Source organism: Amycolatopsis bullii, from assembly GCF_014654205.1.
GTDB classification, from domain to species: domain Bacteria; phylum Actinomycetota; class Actinomycetes; order Mycobacteriales; family Pseudonocardiaceae; genus Amycolatopsis; species Amycolatopsis plumensis.
In genome coordinates this window covers 1-18,472 of record NZ_BNAW01000033.1, presented here as the reverse complement: position 1 = coordinate 18,472, position 18,472 = coordinate 1, and the positions used below count along the sequence as shown (strand labels likewise).

Genomic DNA, 18,472 nt, shown 5'->3' with positions numbered 1-18,472 from the left:
TGGGACACTGCTCGGGTGAGCGGAACGGTATTGGTGCTCGGCGGACGCAGCGAAATCGGCCTGGCCGTCGCGAAACGCCTGGTCAGCGGGGACGTCCGGCGGTTCGTGCTGGCCGCGCGGCCGGGTGCGGACCTGACCGCGGAGGTCGCCGCGCTGCGCGAGGCCGGTGCCGAGACGGTCGAAACGGCCGGGTTCGACGCCGACGACCTCGCCGCGCACGAGTCCTTCCTGGAGAAGGTGGCGGCCGAGCACGGACCGCTCGAAACCGTCGTGCTCGCCTTCGGCATCCTCGGCGACCAGGCACGTGCGGAGCGCGACGCCGCGCACGCCGCCGCGATCGTGCACACCGACTACGTCGCCCAGGTCGGCGTGCTGACCCACGCGGCGAACCTGTTGCGCGCGCAGGGGCACGGCCGGCTCGTGGTGTTCTCCTCGGTGGCCGGGGTGCGGGTGCGCCGCGCGAACTACGTCTACGGCTCGGCGAAGGCCGGTCTCGACGGCTTCGCGAGCGGCCTCGCCGACGCCTTGCACGGCTCCGGTGTCCAGCTGGTGCTCGTCCGCCCCGGGTTCGTCATCGGCCGGATGACCGAAGGCATGCCGCCGGCGCCGTTCTCCAGCACCCCGGATCAGGTGGCCGAGGCGACCGTGGCCGCGCTGCGCCGCGGCCGCGGGGTCGTCTGGGTGCCCGGAATACTCCGTCCGGTCTTCTTCGCCATGCGCCTCCTGCCGCGCGCGATCTGGCGCAAACTGCCGCGGTGACGCGATTGCATGGACCGCTGTGGCTGGCGCCACAGCACTTTCCCGTGCGCGTGTCCTCACCGTGCGTGGCAAAATCGGGCCAGGCGCGGCGATTCCGCTCGGCCGATCGGCTAGCGTCACAGGTTTCCGACAACTTTCTCAGCTGATTCCCAGCTAACGCGGTGATCCTCGAAGAGGGGGAACCACCACAGGGAAGCAAAAGGGGAAAGCCGTGCTGTTGTCGTCGCGGGGGCACCGGATCGGCCGCCGGGTCGCGCTCGGCGTCGTCTCGACGGCGGTGCTCGGCGCCACCGGCTACCTGTGGACGCAGCTGAGCACCCTCGACGCCGGCATCGTCACCGCCGACGTCATCCCGCCGGCCGCGCAGATCGACAACGACGACACCCCGGCCGGTGAGCCGCTGAAGGTCGCCCAGAACATCCTGCTCGTCGGGATCGACGCGCGGACCGACGCGTACGGCAACCCGTTGCCACAGAACGTGCTCGACGCGCTCCACGCCGGTAGCGGCGACGACGGCGGCGATACCACCGACACGATGATCGTCGTCCACATCCCGGCCGGCGGCGCCGCGGCCACCGCGATCTCGATCCCGCGCGATTCCTATGTGGACATCGCGGGCGGGTACGGCAAGCACAAGATCAACTCGGCCTACAGCCGCGGCAAGAACGCCGCGATGTCCGGCCTGCGCGCCCAGGGGCTGTCCGGCGCGCAACTGGAGGTGGCGGCGAACGAGGCCGGCGCGAAGACGGCGATCCAGACCGTCGAGAAGTTCACCGGGCTGACGATCAACCACTACGCGGCGATCAACCTCGCGGGCTTCGACGCGCTGTCGCAGGCCGTCGGCGGCGTCGAGGTCTGCCTCAAGGCACCGGTGCACGACAGCTACTCCGGCGCGGACTTCCCGGCCGGTCCGCAGACGCTGTCCGGGTCGCAGGCGCTCGCCTTCGTCCGCCAGCGCCACGGGCTGACCAACGGCGACCTCGACCGCATCGCGCGCCAGCAGGCGTTCCTGTCGGGGATGGCGAAGAAGGTGCTGAGCGCGGGCACGTTCACCGACCCGGCGAAGCTGGGCTCGCTGGTCGGCGCGGTGCAGGGTTCCGTGGTGCTGGACCGGGGATGGGACATCCTGAGCTTCGCCCAGCAGCTGCGGGGGATGACCTCGGGCGCGATCGCGTTCGCCACCATCCCGGTGCAGAGCCTTTCGCTGGCCACGCCGTCCGACGGCGACGCGGTCAAGGTCGACCCGGCGCAGGTCCAGCAGTTCGTCCGCACGGCGATCAGCACCGCGGCGGTCCAGGCTTCGGGTGACGACACGCCCGGCGGCGTGAAGCCGGTGGCCGCCACCGGCACGAAGGCGCCGGGCGCTTCGGACACTTCGAACAGTTCGGACACGAAACAGCCGGCGGCCAGTACGGCCGCCGGCTGCGTGAACTAGAGACTCACACGAAGGCGCTCTGCCCGGTGATCGCCTTGCCGACGATCAGGGTGTTCATCTCCCGCGTGCCCTCGAAGGAGTAGATCGCCTCGGCGTCGGCGAAGAACCGCGCGACGTCGTAGTCGAGCACGATCCCGTTGCCGCCGAAGATCTCCCGGCTCCAGGCGACCACCTCGCGCATCCGCGCGGTGACGAACGCCTTGGCCAGCGACGAGTGCTCGTCCTGGAAGATCCCCGCGTCCTGCAGCCGGGCGAGCTGCACCAGCATGCCCCAGGATGCGGTGATGTTGCCGAGGCTCTTCACGAGCAGGTCCTGCACCAGCTGGAAGCGGGCGATCGGACGGCCGAACTGCTTGCGCTCCTTGGCGTAGTCCAGCGCGAGCTCGTAGGCGCCGACCATCACGCCCAGTGCCTGCCAGGCCACGCCGCCGCGGGTGGCGCGCAGGATCTCGGCGACGTCGCGGAAGGAGTTGATGCCCTGCAGGCGGTTCTCCTCCGGCACCCGGACGTCGGTCAGGGTGATTTCGGCGTTTTCGACGATCCGGAAGGCCGTCTTGCCCTGGATCTTCTCCGCCACGAAGCCCGGCGTGCCCTTCTCGACGACGAAGCCCTTGACGTGGTTGTCGTCGAGGTCACGCGCCCACACCACGACGTAGTCGGCGAAAGTCGCGTTGCCGATCCACTTCTTGGCGCCGTTGAGGACCCAAGAATCTCCATCACGCTTCGCGGTGGTGCGCATGCCGCCCGCGACGTCGGACCCGCCGAGCGGCTCGGTCATCGCGAACGCGCCGATCTTGTCCATCGCGGCCATCTCCGGGAGCCAGCGGTCACGCTGTTCCTGGCTGCCCCCGCTGTAGATCGAGTACATCGCGAGTCCGTTGTGGACACCGAAGAAGGTCGCCACCGACGCGTCCGTGCGGCTCATCTCCATCGCCATCATGCCGGTGAGCAGGTGGCTGACCTCGGGCTTGTGTTCGCCGTAGCCCTCGTAGGGCAGGCCCGCGAGACCGCTGTCGCGGAACATCCCGATGAGCTCCTTCGGGAAGGTGCCGGCTTCCCAGTTCTCGTTCACCAGCGGCTTGACGTCGGTGCGCATGAAGTCGCGGGCCTTCACCAGCAGCTTGCGCTCTTCGTCGCTCAGCAGCGTCTCGTAGTTGTAGAAGTCGGCGGTCAGCTGGCCTTCGAGTGCTTCCATGGTCATGTCAGTTCTCCTCCAATGCCTTCAGGACAGCGAGCTGCTTGCGGTCGCGCGTCTCGGCGAGTTCCGAGTACGTGGAGGAGCCGTAAGCCTTTTCGACAGCTTCGATGAGCTGTTCCTGCTCTTCGGGGCTCTGACTGGGGTTGCCCAGGCCGGCCCACATCTTCTTCATGGACTTGCCGATGTGCTCGGCCATGTGCCGGTAGCCACCGGGGCCACCGCCGAGGTGCGAGCCGAGGAACGGCCCGACCGTGGCCCAGCGGATGCCGAGCGAGTTCGTGATCACCTTGTCGAGGTCCTCGGGCGTGACGACCCCCTGCTCGACGAGGTAGATCGCCTCACGGCTCAGCGCGTTCTGCAGCCGGTTGCCGACGAACCCGGCGATCTCCTTGCGCTCCACGACCGGCGTGCGGCCGAGGAAGGTGTAGAAGTCGACGGCCTGCTGCACGGACTCGTCGCTGGTGCGCTCGCCGGGGACGACCTCGACCAGCGGGATCAGGTGCGGCGGGTTGAACGGGTGTCCGATGAGGACCCTGGAGGCGGCTGGCAGGTCGCCGGTGAACGCCGTCGACGGGATGGCGCTCGACGAACTCAGCAGCAGCGCGTGCTCCGGCGCTTCTTCGACCAGCTGCTTGAACAGGGCCTTCTTGAACTCGACGTTCTCGGGGCCGTTCTCCTGCACGACATCCGCGTCTCGCACGGCTTCGGTGACGTCGGCGGCGATCTGCACGCGGCTCGCCAGTTCCGCGGCGGTGGTGCCGAGGTGCGGGGCGAACTGGGCCAGCGCCTGCGAGACGGCTTCGGCGAGGTCGGGGCGGGGGTCGGTGACCCGGACGGTCAGGCCGTGGTGGGCGAACAGCGCCGTCCAGGACAGGCCGATGGTGCCGGCGCCGATGACTGCGGCGGTCTTCATGCCTGGGCTCCCTTCAGGTAGTCGAAGACCGGCTTGACCGGGGCGAGCGTCAGGTCGGTGAGGATGTGGCTCGCGGAGACGACCTCGAGCACCGGCAGGTCGGCCAGCGGCGCGAGGACGTGCTGGAACAGCTGCAGCCGCGCGGGGCCGGTGTAGGCCTCCTTGACCACGACGTCGGTGATCTCGGTGCGGACCAGCTCCTGCACGCGCGGGGCGCCGTCGTAGCCGGGGATCGTCTTGAGCATGAACGTCGGGACCGTGATCTGGCGTTCGGCCTCGCGGGCGTCCAGCTCGTGGTGCTTGTAGCCCATGGTCGCCGTGGCCACCCGCAGCGTCCCGTAGTCGAGCGTGCCCACCAGCACGCCGTTGTCGACATAGAGATCCGGGCTCCCGACGGTCTTCGGGTACGCGCTGACCTCGCGCCCGGACGCGGTGGCCGGGAAGTTGTCGAGGTACATCGCGTGCAGGTACTCGCCGCGCTCGCCGTCGAAGCTGACCTCGATCGCCTGGCCGGACTCGGTATACGGGCCGTAGCCGGAGACGTCGCCCATCTTCATGACTTCGAAGCGCACCAACGGTTCTTCGACCCGCAGCGGCTCCGGGACGACCGCGCGCAGGGCGTCGGCGTCGGTGCGGTAGACAATGTTGAGGTACTCGCGGTTCGTGAACCGCGGGACGACGGGCGCGAACGCCGGGGCGGTCAGCGGGGTCGTCACGTGCTGCCGGACTTCTTCGATCTTCATTCGCCTGTCCACTTCGGAGCGCGGCGCTCGGCGAAGGCGGTCATGCCCTCGCGGACGTCGTGGGACTGCATCAGTTTCTTGGTTTCTTCGCGCTGCACGGCGAAGGCTTCCGCCTCCGAGCCGCGCACGATCTTCTTCACGGCGGCCAACGCCAGGGGCGCGTTCTCCGCCAGCTTTTCGGCCAGCTGGAGCGCGACGGCGGCGGCGTCGCCGGCCGGCGTCACCCGGTTGACCAGGCCCAACTCGCCCGCGCGGCGGCCGGTGACGGGCTCGCCGGTGAGCAGGAACTCCATCGCGAGGTGGTGGGGGATCCGCTTCGGCAGCCGGATCACGCCGCCGCCCGCGGCGATCAGGCCGCGCTTCACCTCGGGGAGGCCGAACTGGGCGTCTTCCGCGGCGACGATCAGGTCGCAGCCCAGCGCCAGTTCGAACCCGCCGCCCATGGCGAACCCTTCGACGGCGGCGATCAGCGGCTTGGTCAGCTCGGCTTCGGTCAGGCCGCCGAACCCGCGGCCGGGGATCTCCGGGGACTCGCCCTGGAGGGCGGCCTTGAGGTCCATGCCGGCGCTGAAGGTGTTCTCGGCGCCGGTGAGGACGCCGGCGCGGAGGGCGGGGTCGCTCTCGAGTTCGTCGAGGGCGGCGGCCAGCCGGGTCGCGACGGCGGCGTTGACCGCGTTGCGGGCCTGGGGCCGGTCGATCGTGATCAGCAGGGTGCCGCCGATCCGTTCGGTGCGTACTTCACTCATGACTCTTCACTTCCCAGGGGGCACTTTCACGTGAAAGTGACCGTGGTTCAGGCCAGTTCGGCGAGGACTTCGGCGGTGTCCTGGCCGGCCAGCGGGGCCAGGCGGCGGATCGAGCCGGGCGTCGCGGAGAACTTCACCGGGATGCCGACCGTGCGGATGGTGCCCTCGCTCGGGTGCTCGACGGTGTCCAGCAGGTGGCCGTCGCGGACGTACGGGTCTTCGTGGGCGTTGTCCAGCTCCAGCACCGGGGCCATCGGGATGCTGTGCTTGGCGCACACTTCGGCCCACTCCTCGGTGGTCAGCGCGGGGGCGCAGGCCGCGATCTGCTCGCTCAGCCACTCGTTGTCGGCGCGGTTGATGGCGTCGCCGTTCACGCGCGGGTCCTCGGCGAGGTCCGGGCGCTCGGCCGCGGCGAAGAAGTCGCGGAAGTTCTGCGGGTTGTAGGGGATGACGCAGGCGAGGCCGTCCTTGGTGCGGACCGCGGCGTGGCCCTTCGTCATCGACAGCGCGAAGCCGGTGGGGCTCTCGGCCGGCTCGAAGGTGTGCCCGGCGAGGTGCTCGACGAGGTTGAACGCGATCAGCGTGTCGGTCATCGGGATCTCGATCTGCTGGCCCTGGCCGGTCTTGTCCCGGTGGACCAGCGCGGCGAGCACGCTGTAGGCGATGGTCAGCGACGAGACCTTGTCACCGATGATCGTCGGCAGGTAGACCGGCTCGCCGAGCGCCCGGTTGGCCACGTCGACCAGGCCGGAGGAGGCCTGCACGGTCTCGTCGTAGGCGGCGTTCCCGGCGCGGTCGGAGTCGCTGCGGAAGCCCTGCGCGTGGGCGTAGACCAGGCGGGGGTTGCGCGCGGCGACGTCGGCGTAGTTCAGGCCGAGGCGGGCCAGCGCGCCAGGGCGCATGTTGGTGATCAGCACGTCGGCCGTGTCGATCAGCTTGAGGGCCCGCTCGCGCTCGGTCTCGTCCTTGAGGTTGAGGGCCACGCTGCGCTTGTTGCGGTTGACGTTGAGGTTCAGTGCCGTCATGCCCGGCGTGGTGCGGTACTCGCCCACCCGCACGGTGTCCGCGGGGGACTCGATCTTGATCACGTCGGCGCCCAGGTCGCCCAGGATCTGGGCCGCGTACGGGCCCATGACCACGGTCGAGAGGTCGATCACGCGCACGCCGTCCAGCGGTCCGGTCGTCATCTTTTCCGTCCTTTCGCGCCTTGGATGTTTCGCTCTACTTACGAACGTAGGCTTGTTCGGCGCGAAAGGGAATGATCATGATGCGAACAATGGTACGACTCTGGCGGTCATACCATTTCTAGGTGCTGAGTGGCGTCGCGAAGATCTCTTGTGCGGCGGTGACCAGCTCGCGCAGGTCGCCGTCGGTGCGATCGCGCCGCCAGAGCAGGCCGGTGTCCAGCTGGGGGCGGAAATCCGTGAAGGGAAGCACGGTGACGTTGTCGAGCCGGTAGCCGTGCATCGGGCTCTTGGCGTCGAGCATGGAAATGGAAAAGGCTTCGCCGCTGGAGATGATTTCCGACGTGCCGCCGTAACCGGTGTTCGTCAGCCTGATGCGTTTCTTGACGCCGAGTTCGCTCAATTGGTGGTCCAGCTGGTCGAAATAGGCGGGCGTGATTTCTTCGGGCGAGGCCACGTACGGGAAGTCGGCGAGTTCGGCGAGGCTGACGGAGTCCCGGCCGGCGAACAGGTCGGCGGGCACCACGGCACCGAGCCGTTCGGTCATCACGGGCAGCTGTTCCAGCGCGGGATCGGTGACCGGCAGCCGGGCCAGGGTGAGTGCCAGCTTGCCGTCGTGCACGCCCTGTACGAGATCGGCGGTGGTGCCGGGCCAGCGCTTGAGCTCGTACCGTTGCTTGACGCGTTCGGCGAGGGCGTTGACGCGTTCCCGCAGGTCGGGGTGCACGCCGGCGGGCATGCCGAGGAAGAGCGTGCTCCGCTGCGGCCGCGTTGCCTCGGCCAGCTTCCACGGAATGGCGCTGACCTGCTCGAGCACGTCCCGCGCGAGCGGAAGCAGGGCGGCCCCGGCGTCGGTGAGGGTGACGTGGTGGGTGCTGCGGTCGAACAATTGCTGCCCGAGTTCGTGCTCCAGGTCCTTGATCCGCTGGCTGAGCGGCGACGCGGCCATGTGCAGCTTCCGCGCGGCCGCGGAGAAGTTCAGTTCCTCGGCGACCGCAACGAAATAACGCAGGTGCAGCATCTCCATACCCCGACCCTAACCACCCGACCCTCCAGGTACGCAGGCCGACGCCCCAGGCACGCACCCCGACCCTCCAGGTGCGCGAGATGCTCCTCCAATCACGAGTGATGCCCCCTCAATCACGCGAGATGCCCCTCCGATCACGCGAGATACCCCTCCGATCACGCGAGTCTCGTGTACCGGACCGGCGAAGTCGCATACCCGGACGGACGATTCGCGTGCCCGGAGGGTCGGTTTGCGTACCTGGAGGGTCGGCTTGCGTACCGGAAGGGTCGGTTCGCGTGACTGGAGGGGTATCTCGTGTGATTGGGCGGGCATCACGTGTGATTGGCGGGGCATCACTGGGGATCGGGGGATGACACGCTGCGGCGGACCAGGTCCAGGAGGCGGGGGGTGCGGGCCGGGACGTTGGCGAGGGCGACGCCCGTGGCCAGCAGGAGCAGGTCCAGCGGGTCGGTGTCCGGGGCGATGGCGCCGGCGGCCTTCGCGCGGTCGACGAGGGCGGCGGCGGTCTCGTTGACCGTCGAGTGCCAGTGGGCGAAGAGGGTCTCGTGGTCGCCGGCCGGGGTGGTCAGGGACAACGCGAGGTCGCGCTTGGTCCGGACGTGCTCGACGAACGCCGTCAGCCAGGCGAACAGCTCGGCGCCCGGGTCGGCCGCGTCGAGACGCGCCCCCGAAATCAGCGAATCGACTTCGCCCGCGTACACCGCGATGACCAGCTCGCGACGGCTGGGGAAGTGCCGGTACATCGTCGCGTTGCCCATGCCCGCGCGCCGGGCGATCCGGTCCAGTGGGGCGTCGGGCCCGTCTTCGGTGAACACCTCGCGCGCCGCCGCCAGCAGGAGCGCGCGGTTGTCCCGGGCGTCGGACCGGCGGGCTCGTGCGGGCATCCGTGCTCCTTGCCAAGTGGGGAGTTCCCCGGTTAGCTTAGCGACACTAAACTGGGGAACTCCCCACTTAACGGAGGCGCCGATGACCCCGTCAGAAGTCCACGCGCGGCTGGTCGAGCTCTGGACGGCCGGACGCTTCGAGGAAGGCCTGCGCTACATCGACCCCGACGTCGTCGACCACCGCGGCGGCACCGCCGGCGACCACCACGGCGTCGACGCCTGGCGCGCGAAGTGGGACCAGAAGGCCGACGTCACGGTGAAGATCGAGCAGAACGTCACCGAAGGCGAGTTCTCGGTGAACCGCTACACCAGCTCCGGCCCCGGTTACGCCGTCACCAGCATGGACATGATCCGGGTCCGCGACGACCGGGTCGTCGAGCACTGGGCCCTCATGGACGTCACCGCCCGGGCGGCGCAGCTGAGGGGAACGTGAGGGTGAACGCCGCGCCCCCTTCCGGGGCCGGCCCGGCCGTCAGCGTCCCGCCCATCCGGGTGACCAGGGCGTGGACCAGCGCCAGCCCGATGCCGGAGCCGACCGGACGGCGGTCGCGGTAGCGCGCGTTCAGCACCCCCCGCTCGAACGCCACCGGGTAGTCCTCGGGCGCCAAGCCGGGACCGCCGTCCCGGACGGCCAGCGAAGCCGACGAGTCGGACACCGACAGCGAGAACACCATCGGCGCACCGGAAGGCGTGACGCGCAGGGCGTTCTCCGCCAGCCCGTCGACCACCTGACGCAGCCGCCGCGCGTCCGCCACCACGAAAACCGGCGCCGGCGGCACCGAAACCGACAGCCGGACGTCCTCACCCGCGCACCGCAGCTGCCACACCTCCGCGCAGTCGCGCACCAGCGCGGCCAGGTCCAGCGGAGCCGGGTCCAGCCGGAACTCGTCCGCCCCCAGCCGGGCCAGCTCCAGCAGATCCTCGACCAGCCGCGAAAGCCGCGCCGCCTCCCGCTGGATCGTCTGCCCGGCCCGGACGGCGTCGGGCCCCGACGCGACGCCGTCCGCGATCGCCTCGGCGAAGCCCGTCACCGCCGTCAGCGGCGTCCGCAGCTCGTGCGACACCGACAGCAGGAACTCCCGCTGCCGTGCCTCGCTGACGGCCAGCGCGTCGGCCAGCGAATTCAGCGACCCCGCCACCTCCGCCACCTCCCGCGGCCCCTGCACCGGCACCCGCACGTCCCGCCGTCCCGCCCGCAGCGAGCCCGCGGCCAGGGCGGCCCGGCGCAGCGGACGGCCCAGCAGCCGCCCCGAGACGAAGCCGGCGACCGCCGCCACCAGCAACCCGATTCCCAAGGCCAGCAGGATGTTGCGCACCAGCGCGCGTTGCGTCGCTTGCGCGTTCCGCGCGGGCAGGACCAGCGCGAACGCCGCCCCGCGCGTGCCGACCACCCGCGTCTCGACCAGGTACTGCGACCCCGCCACCGTGACGCGCCCCGAGTGGTCCGCCGCCAGCCCGAGCTTCCCGGCGGCCTGCACGGCGACGGCGTCCCCGAGCGCCTGCCCGCCCGCACGGCGGACCACCACCGAGATGCCCTGCCCGCGCACGACGTCGGCCACCTTGCCGACGCCCAGCCGGTTGCCGATGCCCGTTTCGTCCAATTGCGACGCCACCACGTCGGCCTGCGCGGCCAGCGACGACTGCAGCGCGTTGTCCGCCGTCGTCCGGATCAGCCGGGCTCCGACGAGCCCCGCCACGATCACCGCCACCCCGGCCACCGCCAGGCAGACCAGGGTGATCCGGCCGGCCAAGGTGCCTCTCATGCCGGGTCCGCCGCGTACCCGATGCCCCGGACCGTCCGGATCGGACTCGACGGCCCCAGTTTCGCCCGCAGCTGCGCCACGTGGACGTCGACCGTGCGCGTGCCCGCCGCCGCGGCGTACCCCCAGACGGCGCTGAGCAGCTGGTCGCGCGAAAGCACCTGCCCCGGGTGCCGGAGCAGGTGCGTCAGCAGGTCGAACTCGGTCGACGTCAGGGAAACTTCGACGTCGCCCGCCCAGGCCCGGCGGCTGGTGAGATCCACCCGTGCGCCGCCGACGGTCAGCACCGACGCGGCCGGGGCCGCCCCGGAGGCGCGGCGCAGCACGGTCCGGACCCGGGCCGCGAGCTCGCGCGGGCTGAACGGCTTGGTGAGGTAGTCGTCCGCGCCGATCTCCAGGCCCAGCAGGCGGTCGAGCTCGTCGTCGCGGGCGGTGACGAACAGCACCGGCGTCCAGTCCCCGGCCGCGCGCAGCGCCTTGCAGATCTCGATGCCGTCCATTCCGGACAGTCCGATGTCGAGCACGATCGCCACCGGCTTGAGACGCCGGACGGCGTCGAGGGCCCGGCCGCCGTCGGCCTCGACGTGCACGCCGAAGCCGTCGCGCTTGAGGTAGAGCGCCGCCAGCTCGGCGATCGCGGCCTCGTCCTCGACCACGAGGACGAGGCCGCGTCCCGGTGACCCCATACCTGCTCCCGTCTCCGCCGGACTTCAGAGGGGAGACGCTAGCCGGTCAGGGCGAGCCATCGCTGTTCATGTCGGATTCGATGCCGTTCAGCGTCGACTCGATCCCGCTCAGCTCGGAAGACGGCGAAACCGGCGACGTCGACGGAGCCGGCGAGCCCATCAGGTTGTCGCGGCACGCCGAACAACCGAGCGCGATGAGCGCGGCGGCCCCGACCGCCGCCGCGACCCTCGCGCCCCTCACTTGGCCGGCTTGCAGTGCGCGGCCGCGAAGGCGTCCAGCTTCTGCTTGGCCGTGTTCAGCTCGCCGATGCGGCCCTGCCGCTTGGTGGCGCGCTGGTCCAGCTGGTCGGCGCGCGCGGTGTGCCCGGCCGCCCGCTGGTCGGCCGCCCGCGCCTTGAGGTTGGCGACCGAGCCCTTGATCTCGGGACCGCCGTTGATCCGCTTCTCCAGGTTGGCGGCGCGCTTCTGCAGCTTCGGCACCCAGTCCCCGCAGACCTGCTGCGACTCCTCGGGGCTGAGCGTGATCGGCGCGACCGGCGCCGGTGACGTGGTCTGGGCCGACGCCAGCGGCGCCGCCACCAGCAGGCAGGCCGCGCTCGCCCCGCCCGCCAGCGCCAGCCGCGTCCAGGTGGTTCCTCGCATCGTCTCTCCTCGTCGGTGTTCCGGGTACGAGGAGAACTTTGGCCGGGTGGTGTTCGGAGGGCGTCCGCCTAGTGTTCGGGCTTTGTAAGGCCGACGGTGACCGACGTCCGCGCGAGGTCGAACGTCAGCGTGTCGCCGAAGTCCGGCAGCGCGGGGTCGAACAGCAGCCCGTCGGTGCCGCCGAGCAGCAGCCCGAGCCGGTGCCCCGCCGGGACGACGTGGTCGAGCGCGGTGAGGCCGAACGTCATCGTGTAGGGCCGTCCGGGGACCAGGGGTTCGCCGTGCCGCAGCGACGCGTGGTGCCCGAGGTCGGCCCAGCCGGCCGCGACGATCCGGTGGTCCACACCGACCACGTCGGCGGCCGTGTCGAGGAAGCACGCGCTGTCACCGCCGGTGCTCGAGCCCCAGCACGACCGCGTGGCCAGGTTCTTCACCCCGCTGCCGTATTCGGCGGTGTTGCGCAGCTCGGCCGGCCCGTAGTCGACGAGCGCGACCCCGAGCCGGGCGGCGGTCTTGTCCGACGCGGCCGTGATCGTCACCGACGGCGAGCCGGCGATCCGCACCGGCGCCGGCAGGGGCGCCCCGGTGAACTTCGCCGCCGACACCCCGGCCGCCCACTGCTCGCGGGTGACGGCGGGGTCGTCGGCCACGGTGGCCGTGCCGGATCCGCGCCGGCCCAGCGTGCCGTCGCTCGACGGGCGGAACGTCGCCGGGACCGTGGCGGGCGGCCAGCTCCGGACGTCGGTCCACCGGTCCGGCGCGGTCTCGAGGTGCGCGGCGGGCTCGCGCTCGACGCCGTTGCGCAGGCCGAGCAGCCAGCGGTCGAACCAGCGGTGCAGCGTCTCGACCCACTGCGCGCGCTGCAGGTCGAACGGGTCGGTGTGGCCGGCCTGGCTCAGCCACGCCTTGCGCGGGACGCCGGCCCGGCCCAGCGCGTCCCAGTAGCGGGCGAACTGGTTCGGCGCCACGACCCAGTCCCCGAAGCCCTGCGCGATGAGCACGCTCGCCTGCCCGGCGCGCGGCACGTAGTCCACGCTCTCCCAGTACGCGTTGTAGTCGCCGTTCGTGCCCGCGCGCGCCTTCTGCTCGGCGTCGAACGGCCGGCACAGCTCCGCCGCGCGCTCGTTGTAGGTGAAGGGCGACCCGGTGTTCTCCGGCGTGGCGAAGGGCGCGCCGTTGCCGATGACCTGGGCGTAGTTGTCCGCGACGCCTTCGATCGGCACGATCGTCTTCAGCCCGGCGACGCCCGAGGCGGCCATCCCGATCGCGGCGGCGCCGTCCTGCGACTTGCCGATCGCGCCGACGTCCCCGGTGGCCCAGTCCGCCCGCACCGGGCGCCCGCCGTCGGGGGCGTCGAAGGCCTTCGTCCGGCCGTTCAGCCAGTTCACCACCGCGATGCCGGACGCGACGTCGTCGAAGCAGCCGGACGAGCGGTTCGTCCCGCCGACGTCGGCCAGCACGACGGCGTACCCGCGCGGCACGAAGTAGTTGTCGTAGAACAGCGGGAACTGCTGCGGCGTGCCGTCCGGCGCATACGTCTTCTTCTGCATTTCGTTGCCCCGCCCGCAGCACGCGTAGTACGGGCTGACGTCGAGGATCACCGGGACGCGCACCCGCGCGTCCGGCCGGATGACGTCGGCGGCGATCCGGTCGGGCCGGCCGTCGTGGTCGTTGTCCGTGCCGGTCTCCACCCACGCCGTCTCGCGGATCGCGTCCGCGTAGGAATAGGCCGGGCGGCTCTCCGAAGGCGCTGCGGAAGCCGCCGGCGTGAGCGCCGAAGTAATGAGCAGTGCGGCCAAGAACCCCAGTATCAGTCGCATTCCGACAGGGGATCACGGTTTTTCGTAGAGCGCCAGGAACTTCTCCATCGCGGCGTCGACGGCTTCGCGGTCGCCGGTCGTGACGAGGTCGAGCAGCAGCCCGCGGGCCACGGCGAGCCCGAGCCGGGCGTGCGCCGGCCGGTCGGCTTCCGGGACGCCGAGCCCGCCGAGCCGGGCTTCGATCGGGCCGAGCCAGTCTTCGATCACGCCGTCGAGGAACTCCGTGGTGCCCGGGGTGCCGCCGAGGGCCTGGCCGTAGAGCTGGAAGAACAGCTTTTCGTTGGCGCGCAGGTCGTCGTCGGTGAGCCGGCGCCAGAAGTCCGCCGGGTCCAGGCCCTCGAGCGCGGCGCGCTGGCGGGCCTCGACCTCCCGCGCCACCGCCGTGAGCAGGCCTTCCTTGGAGCCGAAGTGGTAGATCAGCATGCGGTGGCTGGTGCCGAGGTCGGCGGCGAGCGCCCGCAGGCTCCGGTCGGCCCCGCCCTGGTGGGCGATGTGGTCGATCGCCGCGTCGAGCAGCTTGGCACGCGGGCTTGCGTCGATCATGTACCAGATGGTACACGTACCAAATGGTACAACGCATTTCGGTCCACGTCCGGTCGGCTGCCCCGGCCGATGCCGTGTACAAGCTGCTGCGAGACGGCGCGAGCTGGCCCACGTGGTCGCCGCTGGGGTCGTTCGAGCTGGTCCGCGAAGGAGAGGGAGAGCCGGAAGGTCTCGGTGCGGTCCGGTTGTTCAAGACCAACGGCATCAGCTCGTACGAGAAGATCGTCGCGCTGGAGCCCGGCCGCCGGTTCGGTTACTCGCTGGAGCGCGGCCTGCCGCTGCGGGACTACGTCGCCTACGTCGACCTCTCGCCCCGCGACGGCGGCACCGACATCCACTGGCACTCGACGTTCACCCCGAAGATCCCCGGCACGGGCTGGTTCTACCGGTGGTTCCTCGGCTCCTTCGTCAAGCGGGTGGCCGCCGGGCTGGCCGCCACGGCCTGATCGGCGTGTTACTCTCCCCGGGAGAGTGAGGAGGCACGCCGTGGGGCCCGATCCGTACGACCGCAACTGCCCGACCCGCCAGCTCCTCGACCGGATCGGCGACCAGTGGACGGTGCTGATCGTCGGCGCCCTCTCCGGCGGCCCCCTGCGGTTCACCGAGCTCGGCCGCCGGGTGGACGGGATCTCCCAGAAGGTGCTGACGCAGACGCTGCGCAGCCTGGTCCGCGACGGCATCCTCACCCGCACGGCGTACCCGACGATCCCGCCGAAGGTCGAGTACCAGCTCACCGCGCTGGGGCGCAACCTGTCCGAGCCCCTGGACATGCTGGACCGCTGGGCCCGGCAGCACATGTCCTCGGTCCAGGAGGCCCGGGACGCCTACGACGCGGAGCACACGCCCGCGTCGGCCTAGCGCCGGTGGACAGCTCCTGGACAATCCGTCCCGGTACGGGTTCCGCCGCCCCGTCCGCAGGGACACTGTCGCGGTGCTCAACGAGACCGTCCCCGCGCCGGGCGGGGGAGTTGTCGTCCTCACCGCGTTGTTCGCCATCGTGGTGTCGCTGACTACGGTCGTCACGGCGCCCAACGGGCGGCGGAGCCTGCTGCGCAACGCCAACGTCCTGGCCACGCTGTTCCACGAAGGCGGCCACGCGGCGATGGCCCTGCTGATGGGCGGAAACGTCTCCCGCGTCAAGATCGAAGACGCCGAAGGCGGCTTCACCGCGTTCAGCGGCAATGTGGGCCTCGCCAGAGTCCTGGTCTACGCCGCCGGCTACGCGATGCCGCCACTGGCCGGTCTGGGCGCGGCCGCCCTGCTGCACCGCGGGCACGTCCAAGCCGTGCTCGTGCTGACCCTCGTCGCGATGGTGTTCCTCCTGCTGCTCGCCCGGGACCTGCGCACCTTGATCATGATCGTCCTGGTGGGGGCGGTCGTGTACGCGGCCCTGCGCCATGCCCCGGACTGGCTCCGCACCGCCATCGCCTACACCGAAGCCTGGCTGCTGCTGATCAGTGAACTCGGGGGCGTGCGGATCCTGGTCGTCCACCGCAAGCGGAACGGGTACAAGGACTTGAAGGACGACGCCGCCAAGCTGGCCAAGCAGACCAAAATGCCGTCGCCGCTGTGGATCGGCGGGTGGTTCCTGCTCAACGGCTGGGCGATCTGGCACGCCGCGCCGCTGCTGTTTCACTGACGGGCGACCAGCCCCGCCTCGTGGGCCAGCAGTCCCGCCTGGGTCCGGTTCGCGCAGTCCAGCTTGACGAGCATCCGCGAGACGTAGCTCTTCACCGTGGCCTCGGCCAGGTGCAGCCGGGTGGCGATGTCCGCATTGGACAGTCCTTCGCCGAGGCAGGCCAGCACATCGCGTTCGCGTTCGGTGAGACCCGCGATGCGCCGGCGGGCGTCTTCGCCGCGTTCGCGGCCGTCCGCGGACAGCGCCACCAGCCGGCGCGCGGCCGACGGCGAGAGCACCGTGTGGCCGTCCGCCGCCACCCGGACCAGGCCGATCAGGTCCTGCGGGGGCGTCGACTTCACCAGGAAGCCCGCCGCGCCCGCCCGCAGCGCCCGGATCACGTAGGTGTCCGCGTCGAAGGTCGTCAGGGCGACCACCGCCGGTGGCTCGGGAAGCGCCGTGATGCGCGCGATCGCCGTCAGCCCGTCCACGCCCGGCATCCGCAGGTCCATCAGCACCACCCGCGGCCGGTGCCGGATCACGGCCTCGACGGCTTCGGCGCCGTCGCCGGCCTGGGCGACGACCTCGATGTCGTCCGCCGAACCCAGGATCGTGCGCAGGTGCGCGCAGACCATCGGCTCGTCATCGACCACGAGCACCGGGATCACAGTGCGTGCCTTCCGCCGTCGGGACGTAGGCGGGCAGTATCGCACCGACCCGGAACCCGCCGCCGGGTCGCGGGCCCGCGTCGAACCGCCCGCCGACCAGTTCGACGCGCTGCCGCAGGCCGGCCAGGCCCGCGCCGGACCCGCTGCCCGCCAGCGCCGGGTCGGGCGGGTGCGCCGCCGCCGTGCTGTCGACCGAGACGTCCAGACCACCCGCGTGGTAGCGCAGGGACACCGTCGCCGACCCGCCCGGCGCGTGCTTGCGCACGTTCGTCAGCGCCTCTTGCACGAGCCGGTACGCGGTGCGCGCGACGGTCGGCGACACCTGCGCCGGATCGCCGTCCACCACCAGGTCCGTCGCCACCCCGACCGACCGGGACTCCTCGACCAGCCGGGCCGGGTCGCCGGGCTCCTCCGGGCTGAGCGTCCGCGGCCCGGTTTCGGCGCCGTTGCGCAGCACGCCGACCAGGTCACGCAGTTCGTCCAGGGCCAGCGCGCCTTCCCGGCGGATGTCCTCGGCCGCCGTCCGCGCGGCCGGGTCCGCCGATGTCACGCCGAGCGCACCGGCGTGCAGCACCATCAGGCTGAGCCGGTGCGTGACGACGTCGTGCATCTCGCCTGCGAGCCGGCGCCGTTCCGCCGCCCGGGCCTGCTCGGCGAGCAGGTGCTGTTCGCGCTCGGCGCGTTCCGCCCGGTCGCGCAGGGACTGCAGCAGCTGCCGCCGGGTCTGGAAGTACAGCGAGGCCAGCGCCGGCAACGCCGTGTTGAGCAGGCCGAACGGCGTGATCGCCCAGCTCGGTGGCCACGGCCGCGCGGCGATCACGGCCAGGACGCCGGCCACCAGCAGCACGCTCCGCCGGTCCAGGACGCGTGCGGCCTGGGACAGGACCACCGGGGTGATCGTCGGCACGGTCGTCAAGGCGAGCGGGTGGAGCGGCATGAGCAGGCCGGGCGCGAAGGTGTCGGCCGCGAGCATCGCGACCGCCGCCGCGGTGAGGAACCCGCACACCGGGCCGGGGAAGCGGAACAGCAGCACCAGGCTGAGGTCGCAGACGATCTGCAGGACCAGCCCGGCGGCCGGGCCCCACGCGCCGGTCGTCCGGTCGCCGAGGACGTAGAGCAGGACGTTCATCCCGGTGAACACCAGGGCCGCGAAGATCAGCCAGCAGGCGTCGGAGCGGCTCGGCCACAGCGGCCGCCGGGCGGGGGTCACGCGGTCACGGTAACCGCTGCCGCGGGCCGCTGCCCCGGATGCGCAACTTTGGTTGTACCCGGTCGTGCGGGCGCGCAACGTTCGTCGCCGCGAGCACCCTCGTCGTCCGGTTCCGCCCGTGGGGTGGTCCGCGGTGGACTGGGGACATGAGCGAGCTTTCCCTGCCCGCCCGGGCGTACCTGCTGGCGTGCGACACCGTGCGCGACCGGCTGCCGGACCGGGAGCGCGTGGCGCTGCTGGTGCGCGCGGCCGCGCTGACGGACCTGGTGCTGCGCGGCCGGATCACCGACGACGACGGCCGTCCGGCGGTGACCGGTGACGGCGGCACCGGCCACCTGGTGCTCGACGACCTGCTCGCCGAGCTCGCCGCCGACCCGCACCGGAAGTGGGGTGCCCGGGTGCGCCGCGGAGCGCGCGGGACGCTGCAGTCTCTGGAGGCCCAGCTCGACGCGGCGGGCGTGATCACGCTGCGGACGTCCCGCGTGCTGGGGCTGTTCCCGCGCCGGCGGCCGGAGGTCCGCGAACCCGCGGCGGCGGCCGCGCTCCGCGACGAGGTGCGGGCGGCGGTGCGGAGTGAGGCCCCGGTGTCCGCGGACGTCGCGGCCCTGACGTCGCTGGCCGCGGCGGTCGAGCTGG

22 protein-coding genes are annotated in these 18,472 nt (G+C 71.4%); 7 read left to right on the top strand and 15 right to left on the bottom strand.

Going from position 1 to position 18,472, the window contains the following annotated elements:
• Positions 1–15 precede the first annotated feature (15 nt).
• Both IE317_RS29580 and IE317_RS29575 read left to right on the top strand, forming a co-directional pair.
• Complete coding sequence (locus IE317_RS29580; RefSeq protein ID WP_191314636.1) at positions 16–759, top strand: SDR family NAD(P)-dependent oxidoreductase; 744 nt, start codon at positions 16–18, stop codon at positions 757–759.
• A gap of 211 nt (positions 760–970) precedes the next feature.
• Positions 971–2,194, top strand: a complete 1,224-nt coding sequence (locus tag IE317_RS29575) for an LCP family protein (RefSeq protein WP_191314635.1) — start codon at positions 971–973, stop codon at positions 2,192–2,194.
• Positions 2,195–2,198: 4 nt separating this feature from the next.
• Here IE317_RS29575 and IE317_RS29570 read toward each other — a convergent pair whose 3' ends face one another.
• The 7 genes from IE317_RS29570 to IE317_RS29540 all read right to left on the bottom strand — a co-directional run bounded on the left by IE317_RS29570 (position 2,199) and on the right by IE317_RS29540 (position 8,889).
• Positions 2,199–3,395, bottom strand: coding sequence for an acyl-CoA dehydrogenase family protein (locus IE317_RS29570; protein WP_191314634.1), 1,197 nt, complete (start codon positions 3,393–3,395; stop codon positions 2,199–2,201).
• Between the two features lies 1 nt (position 3,396).
• Positions 3,397–4,305, bottom strand: a complete 909-nt coding sequence (locus tag IE317_RS29565) for a 3-hydroxyacyl-CoA dehydrogenase NAD-binding domain-containing protein (protein ID WP_191314633.1) — start codon at positions 4,303–4,305, stop codon at positions 3,397–3,399.
• The gene (locus tag IE317_RS29560) at positions 4,302–5,048 is read right to left on the bottom strand and encodes an acetoacetate decarboxylase (protein WP_191314632.1); all 747 of its coding nucleotides are present in this window, start codon (positions 5,046–5,048) and stop codon (positions 4,302–4,304) included. The genes IE317_RS29565 and IE317_RS29560 overlap by 4 nt, the downstream gene beginning before the upstream one ends.
• On the bottom strand, positions 5,045–5,794 hold the full coding sequence (locus IE317_RS29555) for a crotonase/enoyl-CoA hydratase family protein (protein ID WP_191314631.1): 750 nt from the start codon (positions 5,792–5,794) through the stop codon (positions 5,045–5,047). The genes IE317_RS29560 and IE317_RS29555 overlap by 4 nt, the downstream gene beginning before the upstream one ends.
• A gap of 47 nt (positions 5,795–5,841) precedes the next feature.
• Entirely contained in the window at positions 5,842–6,981 is a 1,140-nt protein-coding gene (locus tag IE317_RS29550; RefSeq protein ID WP_191314630.1) for a CaiB/BaiF CoA transferase family protein, read from the bottom strand.
• 118 nt (positions 6,982–7,099) lie between these two features.
• Positions 7,100–8,005, bottom strand: a complete 906-nt coding sequence (locus tag IE317_RS29545; RefSeq protein ID WP_191314629.1) for a LysR family transcriptional regulator — start codon at positions 8,003–8,005, stop codon at positions 7,100–7,102.
• Positions 8,006–8,337: 332 nt separating this feature from the next.
• Positions 8,338–8,889, bottom strand: coding sequence for a TetR/AcrR family transcriptional regulator (locus tag IE317_RS29540; protein WP_191314628.1), 552 nt, complete (start codon positions 8,887–8,889; stop codon positions 8,338–8,340).
• An 82-nt stretch (positions 8,890–8,971) separates the two neighbouring features.
• On the opposite strand from IE317_RS29540, the gene IE317_RS29535 reads away from it, so the two are divergent.
• Positions 8,972–9,322, top strand: coding sequence for an ester cyclase (locus IE317_RS29535; RefSeq protein WP_191314627.1), 351 nt, complete (start codon positions 8,972–8,974; stop codon positions 9,320–9,322).
• Here the strand turns inward: IE317_RS29535 and IE317_RS29530 are convergent.
• The 6 genes from IE317_RS29530 to IE317_RS29505 form a co-directional block, all read right to left on the bottom strand.
• Positions 9,288–10,652 (bottom strand): HAMP domain-containing sensor histidine kinase, encoded by a 1,365-nt coding sequence (locus tag IE317_RS29530; RefSeq protein WP_191314626.1) that lies wholly within the window; start codon positions 10,650–10,652, stop codon positions 9,288–9,290. The genes IE317_RS29535 and IE317_RS29530 overlap by 35 nt on opposite strands.
• Positions 10,649–11,335, bottom strand: coding sequence for a response regulator transcription factor (locus IE317_RS29525; protein WP_191314625.1), 687 nt, complete (start codon positions 11,333–11,335; stop codon positions 10,649–10,651). The genes IE317_RS29530 and IE317_RS29525 overlap by 4 nt, the downstream gene beginning before the upstream one ends.
• Positions 11,336–11,381: 46 nt before the next feature.
• Positions 11,382–11,576, bottom strand: a complete 195-nt coding sequence (locus IE317_RS29520; RefSeq protein WP_191314624.1) for a hypothetical protein — start codon at positions 11,574–11,576, stop codon at positions 11,382–11,384.
• Positions 11,573–11,977 carry a hypothetical protein gene (locus IE317_RS29515; RefSeq protein ID WP_191314623.1) on the bottom strand — a complete coding sequence of 135 codons (405 nt, stop codon included), beginning with the start codon at positions 11,975–11,977 and terminating at the stop codon, positions 11,573–11,575. Before IE317_RS29515 ends, IE317_RS29520 begins: the two co-directional genes overlap by 4 nt.
• A gap of 68 nt (positions 11,978–12,045) precedes the next feature.
• Positions 12,046–13,797, bottom strand: a complete 1,752-nt coding sequence (locus IE317_RS29510; protein WP_191314622.1) for a CocE/NonD family hydrolase — start codon at positions 13,795–13,797, stop codon at positions 12,046–12,048.
• A 12-nt stretch (positions 13,798–13,809) separates the two neighbouring features.
• The gene (locus IE317_RS29505) at positions 13,810–14,340 is read right to left on the bottom strand and encodes a TetR/AcrR family transcriptional regulator (protein ID WP_191314621.1); all 531 of its coding nucleotides are present in this window, start codon (positions 14,338–14,340) and stop codon (positions 13,810–13,812) included.
• A gap of 23 nt (positions 14,341–14,363) precedes the next feature.
• Between IE317_RS29505 and IE317_RS29500 the strand changes: the two genes are divergently transcribed.
• From IE317_RS29500 to IE317_RS29490, 3 genes are all read left to right on the top strand, one after another.
• On the top strand, positions 14,364–14,786 hold the full coding sequence (locus IE317_RS29500) for an SRPBCC family protein (RefSeq protein WP_191314620.1): 423 nt from the start codon (positions 14,364–14,366) through the stop codon (positions 14,784–14,786).
• Positions 14,787–14,826: 40 nt separating this feature from the next.
• Positions 14,827–15,198, top strand: a complete 372-nt coding sequence (locus IE317_RS29495) for a winged helix-turn-helix transcriptional regulator (RefSeq protein WP_191314619.1) — start codon at positions 14,827–14,829, stop codon at positions 15,196–15,198.
• 73 nt (positions 15,199–15,271) lie between these two features.
• Positions 15,272–15,979, top strand: a complete 708-nt coding sequence (locus tag IE317_RS29490) for a M50 family metallopeptidase (RefSeq protein WP_191314618.1) — start codon at positions 15,272–15,274, stop codon at positions 15,977–15,979.
• Here the strand turns inward: IE317_RS29490 and IE317_RS29485 are convergent.
• Both IE317_RS29485 and IE317_RS29480 read right to left on the bottom strand, forming a co-directional pair.
• Positions 15,973–16,626 carry a response regulator gene (locus tag IE317_RS29485; protein WP_191314617.1) on the bottom strand — a complete coding sequence of 218 codons (654 nt, stop codon included), beginning with the start codon at positions 16,624–16,626 and terminating at the stop codon, positions 15,973–15,975. The genes IE317_RS29490 and IE317_RS29485 overlap by 7 nt on opposite strands.
• The gene (locus tag IE317_RS29480) at positions 16,601–17,836 is read right to left on the bottom strand and encodes a sensor histidine kinase (RefSeq protein WP_191314616.1); all 1,236 of its coding nucleotides are present in this window, start codon (positions 17,834–17,836) and stop codon (positions 16,601–16,603) included. The genes IE317_RS29485 and IE317_RS29480 overlap by 26 nt, the downstream gene beginning before the upstream one ends.
• 146 nt (positions 17,837–17,982) lie before the next feature.
• Between IE317_RS29480 and IE317_RS29475 the strand changes: the two genes are divergently transcribed.
• Positions 17,983–18,472: GOLPH3/VPS74 family protein (locus IE317_RS29475; RefSeq protein ID WP_191314615.1), on the top strand; the 490-nt coding region annotated here is incomplete at its 3' end.

Bases quoted from the DNA above. Each gene is read 5' to 3' on its own strand.
- IE317_RS29570 (WP_191314634.1), bottom strand. From the start codon at position 3,395: ATGACCATGGAAGCACTCGAAGGCCAGCTGACCGCCGACTTCTACAAC.
- IE317_RS29565 (WP_191314633.1), bottom strand. From the start codon at position 4,305: ATGAAGACCGCCGCAGTCATCGGCGCCGGCACCATCGGCCTGTCCTGG.
- IE317_RS29560 (WP_191314632.1), bottom strand. From the start codon at position 5,048: ATGAAGATCGAAGAAGTCCGGCAGCACGTGACGACCCCGCTGACCGCC.
- IE317_RS29555 (WP_191314631.1), bottom strand. From the start codon at position 5,794: ATGAGTGAAGTACGCACCGAACGGATCGGCGGCACCCTGCTGATCACG.
- IE317_RS29550 (WP_191314630.1), bottom strand. From the start codon at position 6,981: ATGACGACCGGACCGCTGGACGGCGTGCGCGTGATCGACCTCTCGACC.
- IE317_RS29545 (WP_191314629.1), bottom strand. From the start codon at position 8,005: ATGGAGATGCTGCACCTGCGTTATTTCGTTGCGGTCGCCGAGGAACTG.
- IE317_RS29540 (WP_191314628.1), bottom strand. From the start codon at position 8,889: ATGCCCGCACGAGCCCGCCGGTCCGACGCCCGGGACAACCGCGCGCTC.
- IE317_RS29535 (WP_191314627.1), top strand. From the start codon at position 8,972: ATGACCCCGTCAGAAGTCCACGCGCGGCTGGTCGAGCTCTGGACGGCC.
- IE317_RS29530 (WP_191314626.1), bottom strand. From the start codon at position 10,652: ATGAGAGGCACCTTGGCCGGCCGGATCACCCTGGTCTGCCTGGCGGTG.
- IE317_RS29525 (WP_191314625.1), bottom strand. From the start codon at position 11,335: ATGGGGTCACCGGGACGCGGCCTCGTCCTCGTGGTCGAGGACGAGGCC.
- IE317_RS29515 (WP_191314623.1), bottom strand. From the start codon at position 11,977: ATGCGAGGAACCACCTGGACGCGGCTGGCGCTGGCGGGCGGGGCGAGC.
- IE317_RS29510 (WP_191314622.1), bottom strand. From the start codon at position 13,797: ATGCGACTGATACTGGGGTTCTTGGCCGCACTGCTCATTACTTCGGCG.
- IE317_RS29505 (WP_191314621.1), bottom strand. From the start codon at position 14,340: ATGATCGACGCAAGCCCGCGTGCCAAGCTGCTCGACGCGGCGATCGAC.
- IE317_RS29500 (WP_191314620.1), top strand. From the start codon at position 14,364: ATGGTACAACGCATTTCGGTCCACGTCCGGTCGGCTGCCCCGGCCGAT.